This is a genomic window from Bacillus sp. JZ105 (genome assembly GCF_053903125.1).
The window spans coordinates 1,442,304-1,457,839 of the sequence record NZ_CP096387.1 but is presented as its reverse complement, the minus strand read 5'-3'; the positions used below and the strand labels follow the sequence as shown (position 1 = coordinate 1,457,839).

14 protein-coding genes are annotated in these 15,536 nt (G+C 40.8%); 6 read left to right on the top strand and 8 right to left on the bottom strand.

Annotation, left to right across the window (positions count from 1 at the left end; all coding sequences use genetic code 11):
* Nucleotides 1-53 precede the first annotated feature (53 nt).
* The 4 genes from pyc to glsA form a co-directional block, all read right to left on the bottom strand.
* A complete protein-coding gene (gene pyc, locus M1D81_RS07415) occupies nucleotides 54-3,500 on the bottom strand; it encodes a pyruvate carboxylase (RefSeq protein WP_456265160.1) in 3,447 nt (1,148 codons plus the stop codon).
* 79 nt (nucleotides 3,501-3,579) lie between these two features.
* A complete protein-coding gene (gene ftsW / locus M1D81_RS07410; protein WP_456265161.1) occupies nucleotides 3,580-4,791 on the bottom strand; it encodes a putative lipid II flippase FtsW in 1,212 nt (403 codons plus the stop codon).
* A 210-nt stretch (nucleotides 4,792-5,001) separates the two neighbouring features.
* Nucleotides 5,002-5,283 carry a YlaN family protein gene (locus tag M1D81_RS07405; RefSeq protein WP_003212509.1) on the bottom strand — a complete coding sequence of 94 codons (282 nt, stop codon included), beginning with the start codon at nucleotides 5,281-5,283 and terminating at the stop codon, nucleotides 5,002-5,004.
* A gap of 122 nt (nucleotides 5,284-5,405) precedes the next feature.
* A complete protein-coding gene (glsA, locus tag M1D81_RS07400; protein WP_326148660.1) occupies nucleotides 5,406-6,335 on the bottom strand; it encodes a glutaminase A in 930 nt (309 codons plus the stop codon).
* Nucleotides 6,336-6,455: 120 nt separating this feature from the next.
* Between glsA and M1D81_RS07395 the strand changes: the two genes are divergently transcribed.
* Complete coding sequence (locus M1D81_RS07395; RefSeq protein WP_041108872.1) at nucleotides 6,456-6,938, top strand: hypothetical protein; 483 nt, start codon at nucleotides 6,456-6,458, stop codon at nucleotides 6,936-6,938.
* Between the two features lie 15 nt (nucleotides 6,939-6,953).
* Here M1D81_RS07395 and M1D81_RS07390 read toward each other — a convergent pair whose 3' ends face one another.
* Nucleotides 6,954-8,276: a PhoH family protein gene (locus M1D81_RS07390; protein WP_456267146.1), complete on the bottom strand. Its 1,323-nt coding sequence runs from the start codon at nucleotides 8,274-8,276 to the stop codon at nucleotides 6,954-6,956.
* A 140-nt stretch (nucleotides 8,277-8,416) separates the two neighbouring features.
* Here M1D81_RS07390 and M1D81_RS07385 point away from each other — a divergent pair, with 140 nt between their 5' ends.
* Complete coding sequence (locus M1D81_RS07385; RefSeq protein WP_456265162.1) at nucleotides 8,417-9,034, top strand: YhcN/YlaJ family sporulation lipoprotein; 618 nt, start codon at nucleotides 8,417-8,419, stop codon at nucleotides 9,032-9,034.
* Between the two features lie 102 nt (nucleotides 9,035-9,136).
* The gene (locus M1D81_RS07380; protein ID WP_024424769.1) at nucleotides 9,137-9,367 is read left to right on the top strand and encodes a YlaI family protein; all 231 of its coding nucleotides are present in this window, start codon (nucleotides 9,137-9,139) and stop codon (nucleotides 9,365-9,367) included.
* A 31-nt stretch (nucleotides 9,368-9,398) separates the two neighbouring features.
* Here M1D81_RS07380 and M1D81_RS07375 read toward each other — a convergent pair whose 3' ends face one another.
* Both M1D81_RS07375 and typA read right to left on the bottom strand, forming a co-directional pair.
* Entirely contained in the window at nucleotides 9,399-9,680 is a 282-nt protein-coding gene (locus M1D81_RS07375; protein WP_044334035.1) for a YlaH-like family protein, read from the bottom strand.
* A gap of 97 nt (nucleotides 9,681-9,777) precedes the next feature.
* Entirely contained in the window at nucleotides 9,778-11,616 is a 1,839-nt protein-coding gene (gene typA, locus M1D81_RS07370; RefSeq protein ID WP_041084955.1) for a translational GTPase TypA, read from the bottom strand.
* Nucleotides 11,617-11,729: 113 nt separating this feature from the next.
* On the opposite strand from typA, the gene M1D81_RS07365 reads away from it, so the two are divergent.
* From M1D81_RS07365 to M1D81_RS07355, 3 genes are all read left to right on the top strand, one after another.
* Nucleotides 11,730-11,909 carry a DUF5325 family protein gene (locus tag M1D81_RS07365; RefSeq protein ID WP_456265163.1) on the top strand — a complete coding sequence of 60 codons (180 nt, stop codon included), beginning with the start codon at nucleotides 11,730-11,732 and terminating at the stop codon, nucleotides 11,907-11,909.
* Nucleotides 11,910-12,184: 275 nt separating this feature from the next.
* Entirely contained in the window at nucleotides 12,185-12,820 is a 636-nt protein-coding gene (locus M1D81_RS07360) for a hypothetical protein (protein ID WP_024424766.1), read from the top strand.
* Nucleotides 12,821-13,164: 344 nt separating this feature from the next.
* Nucleotides 13,165-14,520: an IS1182 family transposase gene (locus tag M1D81_RS07355; RefSeq protein ID WP_456265164.1), complete on the top strand. Its 1,356-nt coding sequence runs from the start codon at nucleotides 13,165-13,167 to the stop codon at nucleotides 14,518-14,520.
* 107 nt (nucleotides 14,521-14,627) lie between these two features.
* Here the strand turns inward: M1D81_RS07355 and M1D81_RS07350 are convergent, their stop codons facing one another.
* Complete coding sequence (locus tag M1D81_RS07350; RefSeq protein WP_024426895.1) at nucleotides 14,628-15,434, bottom strand: inositol monophosphatase family protein; 807 nt, start codon at nucleotides 15,432-15,434, stop codon at nucleotides 14,628-14,630.
* Nucleotides 15,435-15,536 lie beyond the last annotated feature (102 nt).

Sequence of the window (15,536 nt, the reverse complement as noted above, 5' to 3'; positions counted from 1 at the left end):
CACATTTTAATGCGCTCAAAAAAAGACACATCACGGTGGATGTGTCTCACTTCTTATTCAGGCTTTAATACAATTAGCAGATCACCGGTTTGGATCGGTTCTCCATTTGTCACATGTATTTCATCTACGACCGCAGAAAATGGGGCTTGTACAGTCGTTTCCATTTTCATGGCTTCATTGATCATCAAATGCTCACCTTGTGAAATTTTCTGTCCTTTTTCCACGAGTACTTTGATGACAGTTCCCGGCATCGATGCGGCGATGTGATTTGGATTCGAACGGTCCGCCTTCATTTTTTCTTGAACGGAGGATTTGATGCTTTCATCCTTAATTACCACTTCACGCGGCTGGCCATTTAACTCAAAGTAAAGAACTCTTGTGGCATCTGGATTCGGTTCACCAATTGATACGAGTTTGACAATCAGGGTTTTTCCTTTTTCGATTTCCACCTCAATCTCTTCTCCAAGCCTCATCCCGTAGAAGAACGTTGGTGTGTCAAGAACAGAGATGTCACCATAGCTTTCTGCTGTTTGGACAAATTCAGAAAAGACTTTCGGATATAAAGCATACGCAATTGCGTCTTGCTCTGTTAACGTCAGGTCATGAGATTCTTTGAACTGCTTCTTAATGTCTTCAAAGTCCACTGGCTTCAGCTTCTCACCAGGTCTGACAGTAAGTGGCTCTTCCCCTTTTAAAATCAGCTTTTGCAGTTTTTCTGGGAATCCGCCATGCGGCTGGCCTAAATAACCTTTAAATAATTCCACAACAGAATCCGGGAAGTCTAGTGTTGCTCCTTTTTCATAAACATCTTCTTCTGTTAGATCATTTTGCACCATATAAAGTGCCATATCTCCAACTACTTTAGAAGATGGTGTTACCTTTACAATATCACCAAACATGTCATTCACACGTCTGTACATTTCCTTTACTTCATTCCAGCGCTCACCAAGACCGACACCTTTCGCCTGCTGCTGCAAGTTGCTATATTGACCGCCAGGCATTTCATGCTCATAAATTTCTGTATGAGGCGAATTCATGCCGCTTTCGAATTCATGATAGTATTTTCTGACGGAATCCCAGTATTGAGAAAGGCGTTCGACAGATTGGACGTTCATGTCTGGCTTTCTTTCATGTCCATCTAAAGCATAATAAAGTGAGCTAGCACTTGGCTGCGATGTGAGTCCTGCCATAGAGCTGACGGCAACATCCACAATATCAACACCTGCATCAATCGCTCTTGCATAGGTGAACAGTCCATTTCCACTCGTGTCATGCGTATGAAGATGGATAGGGATCGTAAGTTCATCTTTTAGAGCAGAGACTAGCTCGTAGGCAGCCTGCGGTTTTAATAACCCCGCCATATCTTTAATACCTAAAATATGTGCGCCGGCAGATTCAAGCTCTTTTGCAAGAGATACATAGTACTCAAGATCATATTTTGGACGAGATGGATCAAGAATATCCCCCGTATAACAAATCGCCGCCTCTGCCACTTTGCCTGATTCCCGAACAGAATCAATGGCAAGCGTCATGCCTTTGACCCAGTTTAAGCTGTCGAAAATACGGAATACATCAATGCCAGCCTCGGCTGATTCTTTTACAAATGCTTTGATCACATTATCCGGATAGTTTGTATATCCAACAGCGTTTGATGATCTTAATAGCATTTGGAACAGCGTGTTTGGCACTTCTTGACGAAGCTCTTTCAATCGTTCCCAAGGATCTTCTTTTAAGAAACGGTACGCAACATCAAATGTAGCCCCGCCCCACATCTCCATACTAAACAGCTCTGGCCATAAACCTGCTGTCGGCTGGGCAGCTTTCTTTAAATCATGTGTTCTGAAACGTGTCGCAAGCAGAGACTGATGCGCATCTCTAAAGGTTGTGTCAGTTAAAAGGACGTTATTTTGTTCTTTCACCCAGTTGGCAAGCCCCTCAGGTCCATGCGCATCTAACAATTGTTTTGTCCCAGACGGAATCTCTTGATTGAGAGGAAGCTTCGGTACGTCTGGCTTGTCAAAATGAGGCTTCTTTTTATCCGCAATACCTGGGAACCCATTAATGGTAACATTACCAATATAAGTAAGCATCTTCGTTCCGCGGTCTTTTTGCTTAGGGAAATTAAATAGTTCTGGCGTTGAGTCGATAAACGATGTATCGTATTCCCCTTTTAGGAACTTCTCATGCTTAGCCACGTTTTCAAGAAATGGGATGTTTGTTTTAATCCCGCGAATCCTGAATTCTTGTAAATTTCGGACCATTTTAGCAGCCGCTTGATCAAACGTGAGCGCCCATGTAGACAGCTTGACCAATAGTGAATCGTAATAAGGTGTAATGACCGCACCTTGGAAGCTGTTCCCTGTATCAAGACGTACACCAAATCCTCCACCTGAGCGGTAGGCCATAATTTTTCCTGTGTCTGGCATAAAGTCATTTAAAGGATCTTCTGTTGTGACCCTTGATTGAATGGCAAAGCCGTGTGTAAAGATATCTTCTTGCTTTGGAATACCAACTTCTTTGCTGTGAAGGTTATGCCCCTTTGCAACAAGAATTTGAGTTTGAACGATATCAACACCTGTGATCATTTCAGTAATCGTGTGTTCTACCTGCACCCTTGGATTGACTTCAATAAAGTAAAACTCTCCATTTGCAACAAGGAATTCTACAGTCCCTGCATTAATGTACGATACATTCCGAGCCAGCTGGACAGCCGCTTCGCAAATATCTTCACGCAATTGATCTGTTAGAGACACACTTGGCGCCACTTCAATGACCTTTTGATGCCGCCTTTGAACAGAGCAGTCACGCTCATATAAATGAATGATATTGCCGTGATTGTCTCCAATCACCTGCACTTCAATATGTTTTGGATTTTCAATCAGCTTTTCAACGTATACTTCGTCATTTCCAAAAGCAGCTTTTGCCTCTGACTTCGCACGGTCATAGGCTTCCTTCAGCTCTTCTTTTGATCTGACAATCCGCATACCCCGGCCGCCGCCGCCTAGTGAAGCTTTAATAATAAACGGGTAACCGTAATCTTCACCGAATTTTTCGACTTCTTCGACCGAATCAACTGGTCCGTCACTTCCTGGAATGACTGGAATTCCAGCTTTTTTCGCTTCATCTCTCGCCTTTACTTTATCTCCAAACATATCTAAATGCTGAGAAGTTGGACCGATAAATTGAATGCCTTCCTCTTCACACCGTCTTGCAAAATGAATGTTTTCGGATAAAAATCCGTAGCCTGGATGAATCGCATCCACGTCATTTCGTTTCGCAATTTCGATGATCCCCTCGATATCAAGGTAGGCATCAATCGGTTTCTTCCCTTCTCCAACTAGATATGCTTCATCTGCTTTATAGCGATGATAAGAGCCAGAGTCTTCTTTGGAATAAATGGCCACTGTACGTAAGTTGAGCTCCGTACAGGCCCTGAAGACTCTGATAGCGATTTCCCCTCTGTTTGCAACTAGAACCTTTTGAATTGTTCTCTGTGACATTCTCACTCCTCCATATCCCTTAAAATTTTATATGTATTCTATAATAAAGGAAGAAATGAAAACTGTACACTTTTGTTTTCTAAAGATTCAAAGTTTTCTGCAATCCATTTTTTTCAACCGATGGTTTGCTCATTGATTTTTTCTTTTTGTAACGCTCTTTATATTCAGTAAACATGCTGATATTCAGCAGCACGCCCATACAGATGCTAAGTAAAATGATAGACGATCCCCCGTAGCTGATAAACGGAAGTGTCACCCCAGTAATTGGAATAAGACCTGAAACACCGCCTAAATTAATACAAGTTTGGATCGCAATCATGGAGGAAATTCCTATTGCAAGCAAACTTCCAAACGGATCTTCACACTTTCTCGCAATATAAAAACCTTTCACGACGATGAAACCAAGAAGAGCGAGAACAAAAAACACGCCGAAAAAGCCAAGCTCTTCTGAGATAATTGCCATGATAAAGTCTGTGTGCGGTTCTGGAAGATATCCGTACTTTTGAACGCTTTCTCCTAGACCGAGTCCAAAAAAGCCGCCTGATCCAATCGCATAATATGAATTAATCAATTGGTGCCCAGTAGCCCCTGCATCTTTAAATGGATCTTGGAAACTCTCAAAACGTCCGAGACGATTTTGGGTGAAAATTTTATCCCAAAAAAGAATAATAAACGGGGTCACGACGACCATCACTGCACTAAATAGCGCCAGCAGCTTCGCAAGCGTTTTGCCGCTAAAGCCTGAGCATAAAATCATTGCAAGGGCAATCATGCCAATGATAAAGGCTGTTCCATAGTCTGGCTGCAACATGATAAATCCGCACAGGATAGAGACAATCACGATGGGAGGCGTGACACCTCTTAAAATATGATCAATATAATGCTGCTTTTTGGCATACACCGCAGCAAGATAGATGATGACGACAATCTTTACAAATTCAGCTGGCTGAAGACTAAAAGGGCCTAATTTGATCCAGCTTCTTGCGTTCCCTGCAATATGACCGCCAAAGTACACATAGATGAGGGAAAAAACTGAAATCAGCAGCATACCAATCTGGAATTTCTTATTTGAAAACAGCTGATATGGAACTAATGCAGTAAAGATCAGGATGGCTGCTCCAACAATCATAAATAAGAGCTGTTTCTTAAAAAAGTTATCTGGCGCGGCATCGTATCTGATAACAGATGTAATCATACTTGAGCTATACACCATAACCAAACCGAATGCGCTGATTAAGATAATGGCGAACAATAATGAGTAGTCATACGATTTTAGCATTCTCTTTAACATATAATCCTCTTCCTAACGTCTGTTTCTACTGCTTGATATCTTCTTAGCTGTTCTTATTCTACTACATTTTCTCCGTTTGATCCCGTTTTACCTCTTTTATATTGTTCGTCATTCATGAAAGAATCAAGTCCGTTTGCCGTCAATCCATCAAAAGAAAATAGGGGACAAAAAAACTCAAACTTATGTTGTGGAAGTTTGAGTTTTCAATCGTTATTTTTTTGTGAACGCATCATGAAGTGCGGAAAGCTCTCTCTCAAGTTTATCGAGTAGTTTCTTGCCTTCATGTTGATCAACTAATCCAAGCCGGACAGCAAAATCAATCTCTCTCGATAATCCGAACATTTGAGTATCTAAAACCTCTTCATAAAGAGGACATTGCGGCATCGTTAAGTTGTCCATTTGCACTTGGATCAATTTTAAAATTTTATCTGCATCCAATTTTAATAAAGCCAGTGCCTTTTGCCGATGATCGACTAAAATTTCTGACGCCAAAAGTATCCCTCCGTTCCCCAGGCGAGTACCTAATTCTTCTATTTATCATAAAGCGAAACGCCCAAAATTGCAAGCAGATTTGTACAGTTCGCTTTGTAAAAATAAAAAGAAGACATTCCTCATTAAAAGATACTCATCTCATATTTTTCACTCATGAGTTTAAGCAGCTTAATCCCAGCAATACTATTCCCTTTTTCATCCAGGGCAGGACCGAAAATTCCGATCCCAAAATCATATGGTGCCGCTCCCATAATCCCGCCTGAAACACCGCTTTTAGCAGGTATGCCGATATTAATGGCAAATTCCCCGCTTGCATTATACATGCCGCACGTCACCATAAAGGTTTTACAAATTCTAGCGACATCTTTTGAAAGAATTTGCTGGCCCGTCTCTGGATGTCTGCCATCTAATGAAAAAACACAAGCAATTTTCGCCAAATCTAAGCTGTTCATCATGATGGCACATTGTTTCGTATACACGTCCATGACCTCTTCTACGTTCCCTCTAATAATATGATATTGCTTCATATAATAGCACATAGCCCGGTTAATCATCGATGTCTCAAATTCAGATGCGGCTGTTTCCTTGCAGTATGTAATGCTTTTGTCATTTGCGAGCTCTCTAATAAAGCCAAGCAGGCGGTTCAGCTGATCTTGCGGAGTGGCTCCTCTTATTAAGCTTGTGACTGCAAGCGCTCCTGCATTAATCATTGGATTCAGCGGCTTATTTGGACTTGCTGTTTCCAGCTTAATCATTGAATTAAACGGGTCACCTGTAGGCTCTTGTCCAACAAATTGAAAGACTTTTTTCGGTCCTTCTTCTGAGAGTACGAGCGCAAGGGCTAATACTTTAGAAATACTTTGCAGAGTAAAGCGTTTATCTACATCTCCTGCCGAGTGGCAAGTATTACTCACATGGTACACAGCCACAGATAAATCCGTCTGATCCGCTTTGGCGAGAGCGGGAATATAGGATGCTACTTTGCCATCTTTGGCCACTTTTTTTGCTTCTTCTACAAATCGCTGAAGCTCTTCATTGTCGCGACATGCCATGCCCAATATCCTCCCTATCTTTCATGTACGATTAGTGTGTACAAGGAGAAGCATGTTTATGAAAGTGACAAAGCAGGCGAAAACTTCTATAATTTATGGTGGAAAGGGGTTGTCTTGAACATGAGCATCATTCAAATTAAGGGGAACGTAAAGTACAAGATCACCATTGATCCAAGTGTATGGATTTTTGATGACCGCAAATTTTTAATGGATTCATTTTTTGAAAAAAGGACAGCAAATGAAGAAAGTCAGCTGGATCAGGAGCTTGACCAAGAGCGGGTAATCAGAGAAGGACAAACACTTCCACCCACTTTAAAAACAGAGAAGAAGTACGAAAAGGAAAGACTCATCACAGGCAGCTTCGGAATGAAGCTCGGTGATATGCTGAAAAATGCAGAACCGCTTGAACATGCAGACACATGCGAATTTGTCACAGAAACAGAGACAATTGCTGTTCCGCTTTCTCAGGCAATGGAAAGTATTGCACACTTCAGCCAAAATGGGAAGCCTATGACTGAAGAAGGACCAATCCACGTTTATTTCGCGGATCAGTCCAACCTCACTCAGCCGATAAAAGGTGTCAAAGAGCTCATCATTACATAAGACAGAGGGTCTGGACTACAGCAAATCAGCTGCAAGCTGTGCAAGTCCAGACCTTTCTCCTTTGACAAGCTTGACATGTCCAGATATTTGCTGTCTTTTGAACCGTTCAATGACATACGTAAGCCCATTATTTAAGCTGTCTAAATAAGGATGATCGATCTGCTCCGGGTCTCCCATCAGCACGATTTTACTTCCCTCTCCGACGCGCGTTAATAATGTTTTTACCTCATGTTTCGTTAAATTCTGCGCCTCATCAATGATAATAAATTGATCAGGAATACTTCTTCCACGGATATACGTTAAAGCTTCCACTTGAATAGAACCAATTCCCGCCAAAATCGCATCAAGTTCACCAGGTTTTTTTGTATTAAATAAAAATTCCAAGTTGTCATAAATCGGCTGCATCCAAGGTCTGAGTTTCTCTTCCTTTTCACCTGGCAAGTAGCCTAAATCCTTGCCAACAGGAACAATGGAACGGGCTACGATCAGTTTTTTAAACATGCCGAGATCCTCTGTCTGCATTAATCCGGCTGCCAGTGCAAGGAGTGTTTTACCAGTACCCGCTTTTCCGATCAATGTCACAAGCGGTATATCACGGCGCAATAGCAGCTCTAAGGCCATCGTCTGCTGAACATTTTTCGGACGGATTCCCCAAACATGCTCTTGATCATAAATCAGCCGTTTCACGTGCTGTGCCTTTTGATCAAGCATTCCTAAAGCAGAGCCGCCTTCATTCCCCTTCATAATGACGAATTGATGAGGGTTTAATGGTGCACTTGTGACTTCTTTTATCGGCAATTGACTTTGCTTATAAAATGTATTCAATTGCTCGGTCGGAATATAGAGCTCATGATAGCCGTTGTCAATGTCTTCGTTTTGCAGCACACGGTCACTTAAAAAGTCCTCTGCCTGGAGACCTATAGCATCTGCCTTTACCCGAACTAAGACATCCTTACTGACCAAAATGACGGGCCGGCCGTGAGGCTTTGTTTCTTCCTCTAAGCTCAAATTTTTCGCGACCGCTAAAATCCGATTATCGTTCGTTTTTTCAATAAAAATTTCTTGAAGCTCATGGAAAGAGCGGTGATTCAGCTCGATGCGCAGCGTCCCTTTTGATTCTAGTGTAATTTTTTCATGCAGTTTCCCTTTCGATCTCAAACCGTCGATTAAACGTGAGACACGCCGGGCGTTTTGCCCAACCTCGTCCATGTATCTCTTTTTCGAGTCTACTTCTTCTAACACAACGGCCGGAATGACGACCTCGTTGTCTTCAAATGAAAAGATTGAATTCGGATCCTGTAATAACACATTTGTGTCTAATACATAAATTTTACTCAGGTCCTTCGCCTCCTGATCGGGGTTTCATTCATCCTTGTCTTTCCCAAAACGATTGTTAAAATATATGTTTTCATGAATAAAGTTAGAAGGTTAATTCAACAATAAAATAAATCATGCAGTTTGTGAAGGAGGGAATATAAATGCGACTATTTTTGACATTATTCATGATTCAAACGATCATTCTGTTAGGCGCTTGTCAGCAGCAGGAAAAGCCAGAAGCAGTGGATGAGCAAGGTGGACGCCAGCACTTAGTACGGGTGTCAGACTCATCGAAGAAAAAGACAAATCAAGCCCGCCCATCTACAGATGTTGCGCAGCATCTTGTCAATGTGACAGAGCACGTAGCAGATGTCAATGATGCAACGGCAATCGTCATCGGCCGTTATGCTGTTGTTGGTATTGATGTAAAAGATGATTTAGATAGAAGCAAAGTAGAAACCATTAAATATTCAGTTGCAAAAGCGCTGAGAAATGATCCGGAAGGTGCAAATGCTGTTGTGGTGGCTGATCCGGATACAGTCAGCCGTTTAAAAGAAATGGGCAAAGAAATCCAAGCAGGCCGACCAGTAAGCGGTATTATGGATGAACTAGCTGCCATTGTCGGCCGCGTGATGCCAGAGATGCCAAGAAATGAGATCGACCGTAACGAAAAAGATCCGACAAATGATCCGAATAATCAGCTCAAAGAACAGGATCAAAAGCAGTTAGAAAAAAATCAAAACGACCAATCAAACCATCATATGAATCAGAAGAACTAATGAGAACGGCTTATATCTCCTGTGATATAAGCCTTTTTCTACGCTGATTTTAAGTAGCTGGAAAACATGCTATAATAAATGCAATAAAGTGAGGTGAAAATGATGAGAGTGAAGTGCTCATTATGTGAAAAGCTTGAAACCATTGATGATGATACACTTGTTGCTAAACGGTTAAGAAACCGGCCCATTCATACATATATGTGCGATGACTGCCAAGAACGCATTAAAATAAAGACTGAAGCTCGCATCAAAACGGGCAGATTCTCTCTTTATCAGGATCCTGCGACGAAAGAGAAAAAGAAGAAAAAAGGAAAGAAAGAACAAAAGACATAAAAAAAGACCTGACACATGTTCAGGTCTTTTTTTACGTATTGACTGTTCCTTCTTTTTTCGCACGATGCAGCCGTATTTTATAAATAATCAAAATGGCAGCTGCCACAACCAGTCCTTCCGCTACTGGCAGGAAGATACCTAGAAATGTGAGAAACGTGCAGCCAAAAATCAAAAACAAATAAATCACGAGCGCTTTTAAAATCGGTAAACGTCTTGCAAAGCCGAGCTTAAAAACAATAATCGCTAAAACAAGGATGGTGCCATATAGGAGCCACATCCCTGTTTGCGGATTTTCATCGACACGAAACAGCATCGCGAAAAAGGATAGATTTTCACTTACTTCCTGATCATTCAAAAAGATTCCCTCCCCTTATCTTTCAGGGTTCTATACTTTTTAATTCTTCATGGAATTAAGATAATCCTGCTAGCTTTTTCTTCTTCGCTGCTTTCTCACGTTCGTTTTTGTCTAAAATTTTCTTTCTAAGACGAATGGATTCAGGTGTAACCTCACAGTATTCGTCTTCATTCAAGTACTCAAGAGATTCCTCAAGTGACATAATACGAGGTTTTTTCATGCTGACCGTTTGATCTTTCGTAGCTGAACGTACGTTTGTTTGTTGTTTCATACGGCTTACGTTTACAACAAGGTCGTTCTCACGGTTATGCTCTCCAACAATCATCCCTTGGTATACTTCAGTACCCGGCTCAACGAAGATCACACCGCGCTCTTCAACACCTTGGATTCCGTAAGCAGTCGCTTTACCTGTTTCCATTGAAACAAGTACACCTTGACGGCGTCCGCCAACTTGACCAGACTGCATTGGCTGGTAGCTGTCAAACGTATGGTTCAAAATACCAAAACCACGAGTTAATGAAAGAAATTCAGTTGTATATCCAATTAAACCACGTGATGGCACTGTAAAGATCAGGCGAACTTGACCGTTACCATTATTGATCATGTCAATCATTTCACCTTTTCTTGCACCCATTGATTCCATAACAGAGCCAGTGTGCTCTTCTGGTACATCAATTTGAACGCGCTCTACAGGCTCACATCGAACACCATCAACTTCTTTTACAATAACTTCTGGCTTCGATACTTGTAATTCAAAACCTTCACGTCTCATATTCTCAATAAGAATGGATAAGTGAAGCTCTCCGCGTCCAGAAACAACCCAAGCATCAGGTGAATCAGTTGGATCTACACGAAGACTGACGTCTGTTTGAAGCTGCTGCTCTAAACGCTCTTCGATTTTACGTGATGTCACGTATTTTCCTTCACGGCCTGCAAATGGGCTGTTGTTTACAACAAACGTCATTTGAAGTGTCGGCTCATCAATACGAAGGATTGGAAGTGCTTCTTGGTGTTCTACCGGACAAACCGTTTCACCTACGTTGATGTCTTCCATTCCAGATACAGCGACAAGATCTCCCGCTTTCGCTTCGTTGATTTCCACTCGTTTTAACCCTTGGAAACCAAAGATCTTTGTCACGCGGAATTGTTTCACAGTGCCGTCGACTTTCATCAAGGCTACTTGCTGTCCTACTTGCATTGTTCCTCTGAATACACGGCCAATTCCAATTCTGCCAACATAATCATTGTAATCAAGTAGTGCCACTTGGAATTGAAGCGGCTCTTCATGGTTATCAACTGGGCAAGGAATATGGTTCACAATGGCTTCAAACAATGATTCCATGTTTTCATCTTGCTTGCTCGCATCGTTACTTGCTGTACCATTGATTGCTGATGCATAGACAACTGGGAATTCAAGCTGTTCTTCTGTTGCATCCAATTCAATGAACAAGTCGATCACTTCATCGACTACTTCAGCCGGACGAGCAAAGTCGCGGTCAATTTTATTGACGACAACGATTGGTGTTAAGTTTTGCTCAAGTGCTTTTTTCAGCACAAAGCGTGTTTGAGGCATACAGCCTTCATAAGCATCCACAACGAGGAGTACACCATCTACCATTTTCATGATACGCTCAACTTCACCACCGAAATCGGCGTGTCCTGGTGTATCTAAAATATTAATGCGTGTATCTTTATAATGGATCGCAGTATTTTTAGCTAAAATCGTAATACCGCGCTCTCGCTCTAAATCATTTGAATCCATGGCTCTCTCAGCGATATTTTCATTCGCACGGAAAGTACCAGCTTGATGGAGCAATTGGTCAACAAGCGTCGTTTTACCATGGTCAACGTGGGCAATAATTGCGATGTTGCGAAGGTCTTTTCGAAGTTTCACATTTTCATCTCCTAAAATAATTAGATAACTTTCATATTATATCACAATCCCCTTTAAATGCCGATCGTTTTTCTGTAAACTTAAATTAACTCTAAAAAAAGGGATGGAGACAAATGAAACAAATCAAATGGCTTCTATTATTATGTGCATTACTTGCAGTTGTCAGTATGGCGTTTATTGGGGTATCTCTTGCAGAAAAAAACATACTGGGCATATGTTTAAGTATCGTGTTCGCTATGATTTTCATGGGTACAGGATTTACATTAAAAGGAAAATTAAACGTGCAATCATAAAATTAGTTCAAAGCCTTTTACATTCTATATGTAGAAGGCTTTTTATTTTGAGTAAAAACAAGACAAATCACCTATGAAAGCTTCATTTTGCAGACGGAACGTATCTTGAAGAATTGACAAAAGTAAGCAATCTGAACCCCTCCATTTTTCGACAAGAACTTTTATAGTTCTCCAAAATCAAACATAAAGTTACAATTTTCCTATTCTTCCACAAAGTTTCTCATGGTATGCTTTTCTTGCAACAAAATTTAACAGAAAAGGGAGAGAAAAGAAGCATGAAGAAGTTTTTGAGCAAATCGCTCAGCTCTGTTGTATTTTTCGCTTTAGCTATCATTCTTACTTTCACAACAGTAGCTCCTGGGCAAGCAAGCGCTGCAACTTTCAAAGGAATTCCTTTTGAACAGCAGCAAATCATTAAAGAATTATTGGAGAAAAACGAGCGTGTCATCAACATTCTCATCAATTCATTTGTTGAGGAAGACAACAACTACACATTTGATGTGAAAAAAGCGGTTGAGCTCGGACTAACTGAAGAAGAAGCGGCGACTGCTGAGAAATTCTTAGACCGCGCAGCTGTTCTTACAATCGTTTTCAGTGAAAGCATCACTAAAAACGAAAAAGGGAAATTGGTTTTTGATGCAGCAAAAGCTGTTGAACTTGGTCTTACAAAAGAAGAAGCGGCTAAATTCGAAAAGCTTTTCAAATCAGTGATCAGAATTGCTGATCTTGCTGGTGATGCCCTTGTTCTAGACAAAAAAGGAAACGTTGTGATTGATTCAAAAATCGCAAAAGGTCTTGGATTCAGCTCTACTGAATTACTTGTTTTCAACCAAATGCTTAAGAAAATTCCTCAAGAGCAATTGAAAACGTTCTATGATGCAGTTCAAATTGCGAAAGAAAAATTAAGCTAAGCTAGAAAAACCCCCATCTGGTTTATCCAGATGGGGGTTTTATTTCAGCCTTTAAAGCGTATAGACATCCGCCTTACCAAAAAGTTTCAGGAAAAACAAAAAATCACTTCATTCTCATGAAGTGATTCAGCGTGTAGACAAACCCTCGCATTCGTTGTCAGCTCTGCGCGCTGGTGCTCACGAATGTCAAATTCGCTCCGCTCCAGTGCTCGAGCTTCCTAGACTTCAAAGGTTTTCTTTCACGCTGAAAAGAAGACAAAGGGCTAAAATAAAGATCATTTTAGCCCTTTGTCAACAAGCTTTTTTGTATAATAAGGGTATTAACATTTCTGTGGGGGATGAACATGTTATCGAAACGTGAAGAAGAAAGAAGAAATCAATTAGAAGTAGTGGCATTAGATGAATTAGTGCCTGAAGATCATCTTGTACGGAAAATAGATCAAGCAATCGATTTTGACTTCGTTTATGATCTTGTCAAAGATCATTATAGTTCCGACAATGGCAGACCAAGTGTGGACCCCGTTGTTCTCATTAAAATGGTTTTGATCCAATATCTATTTGGCATTCGCTCCATGCGTCAAACGATTAAAGAAATTGAAACCAATGTAGCTTATCGTTGGTTTATTGGGTATGGATTTTCGGAGAAAATTCCGCACTTTTCTACCTTCGGTAAAAACTACGTGAGACGTTTTCACGATACAGATTTATTCGAACAAATTTTTTATCGAATCTTAAGAGAAGCGATGAAAAAAGGCCTCGTTGACCCTTCTGTCGCCTTCATTGATTCAACACATGTCAAAGCGAATGCCAATAAGAAAAAACTTGAAAAGAAAATCGTTCGAGTTGAGACGAGAAGTTATCAAAATCAGCTTCATGAGGAAATTAATATTGATCGTGAAGAACATGGAAAAAAGCCTTTACCCCTTCAGAATAAAGAAGAAATAAAAGAAATCAAGGTCAGTACAACTGACCCAGAGAGTGGCTACTATGTAAAGGATGAACGTGAAAAGTCATTTGCTTATTCATTTCATACAGCTTGTGATTCAAAAGGATTTATTCTAGGATCACTGGTCACAGGTGGCAATGTTCATGATAGTCGTATGTTAGATTCACTCGTATCAAAGGTGACAGAGAAAATCGGAAAACCAAATGTAGTCGCAGTAGATGCTGGATATAAAACACCTTACATCGCTAAGTTTTTAATGGATCAAGAGATAAGACCAGTCATGCCTTACACTCGTCCAAAAACAAAAGCTGGTTATTTGAAAAAGAATGAATACGTGTATGATGCATATTTTGATTGTTACATTTGCCCCAACGGGCAAATTCTCTCCTATCGTACAACGACTAGAGAAGGCTATAAGCAATATGCGTCCGACTCAGAAGTATGTAAGTCCTGCTCGTTTTTAGATAACTGTACACAAAGTCAAAATCATACCAAACAAATTCATCGGCATATTTTGCAGGATTACCTAGATGAAGCAGACAACCTAAGACTCACTGAAATAAATAAGAGCATCTATGCAAAACGGAAAGAAACAATTGAACGCGTTTTTGCGGATGCCAAAGAAAAGCATGGTATGCGTTGGACGAAACTTCGAGGACTAAAAAAAGTTTCAATGCAAGCGATGCTTACTTTCGCTGCCATGAACCTTAAAAAGCTAGCAAACTGGACATGGAAAGGACCATGTCCAGCGTAAAACACATGATATTTTTATCAAAAAATGTGAAAACCCCACTTTTAATTGAAGTAAAAGTGGGGTTTGTCTACGGTCTGAATCACTTCATTCTCATGAAGTGATTCCGTTTATTTTTTATTTCCGCTTCCTTTTATGTAATCATGCAAGATTTTTTCACAAATGGATCGATTTCCAGCCACTATGCTGTTTTTGTCTAGGAACGTAAGACGTTCTCCGTGGATATTTGAGTAAACGGCCCCTACTTCATCAAGCAGTACACAGCCCGCCGCATAATCCCACGGCGCAAGCCTTAAGGTGACATATGCGTCACTTCTTCCGCTTGCAATATAAGCAAGCTCAAGGGCGGCAGATCCAATCGTTCGTGTCCCTCTTACATCACGCACAAGACGGGCAAATGGTTTGGCGTCAAAATAAGGGCTTTCGATCGCCCATGTCGGATTAATACCCACAATGGCTTTTTCAATCTCCACATCTTTTAATGGAGGGAGCAGGATATCGTTCATATAGGCTCCTTCTCCTTTAATGGCATGGTAGAGCTCGTCATGAATGACGTCATAAATAAGACCGATTTTCCCCACACCATTTTCAAATATCCCGATTGAAATGGCAAAGTTGCGTTTTTGATGGACAAAGTTCATTGTGCCATCGATCGGATCAATGATCCACACAATTCCATCGAGTGAGGTCACCTCTTCCCCTTGTCCCTCTTCTCCTAAAATGTGATGATCTGAAAATGTCGACTGTATTTTTTCAATAAAGAAACGTTCTGTTTCTTTATCGATATTCGTGACTAAATCATTTGGATTTGATTTTGTTTCAATTGATAGACCTTCCTGCATGGATGCTTTAATACGGCTCCCTGCTTCTTTTACCCACAGCTTTGCAAGACGGTCAATTTCCACCCAGTTTGTCATCAGATTGTAAACCTCTTTTCTATGTAGGACCTATTTGTAATAGCATACTGATATTATGTACGTAAAAGCAAGAAAAAAGCAGCTTCATACAAAAACGAACCG

Bases quoted from the DNA above. Each gene is read 5' to 3' on its own strand.
- pyc (WP_456265160.1), bottom strand. From the start codon at position 3,500: ATGTCACAGAGAACAATTCAAAAGGTTCTAGTTGCAAACAGAGGGGAA.
- ftsW (WP_456265161.1), bottom strand. From the start codon at position 4,791: ATGTTAAAGAGAATGCTAAAATCGTATGACTACTCATTATTGTTCGCC.
- glsA (WP_326148660.1), bottom strand. From the start codon at position 6,335: ATGGCATGTCGCGACAATGAAGAGCTTCAGCGATTTGTAGAAGAAGCA.
- M1D81_RS07395 (WP_041108872.1), top strand. From the start codon at position 6,456: ATGAGCATCATTCAAATTAAGGGGAACGTAAAGTACAAGATCACCATT.
- M1D81_RS07385 (WP_456265162.1), top strand. From the start codon at position 8,417: ATGCGACTATTTTTGACATTATTCATGATTCAAACGATCATTCTGTTA.
- M1D81_RS07380 (WP_024424769.1), top strand. From the start codon at position 9,137: ATGAGAGTGAAGTGCTCATTATGTGAAAAGCTTGAAACCATTGATGAT.
- M1D81_RS07375 (WP_044334035.1), bottom strand. From the start codon at position 9,680: ATGCTGTTTCGTGTCGATGAAAATCCGCAAACAGGGATGTGGCTCCTA.
- M1D81_RS07365 (WP_456265163.1), top strand. From the start codon at position 11,730: ATGAAACAAATCAAATGGCTTCTATTATTATGTGCATTACTTGCAGTT.
- M1D81_RS07360 (WP_024424766.1), top strand. From the start codon at position 12,185: ATGAAGAAGTTTTTGAGCAAATCGCTCAGCTCTGTTGTATTTTTCGCT.
- M1D81_RS07355 (WP_456265164.1), top strand. From the start codon at position 13,165: ATGTTATCGAAACGTGAAGAAGAAAGAAGAAATCAATTAGAAGTAGTG.
- M1D81_RS07350 (WP_024426895.1), bottom strand. From the start codon at position 15,434: ATGACAAACTGGGTGGAAATTGACCGTCTTGCAAAGCTGTGGGTAAAA.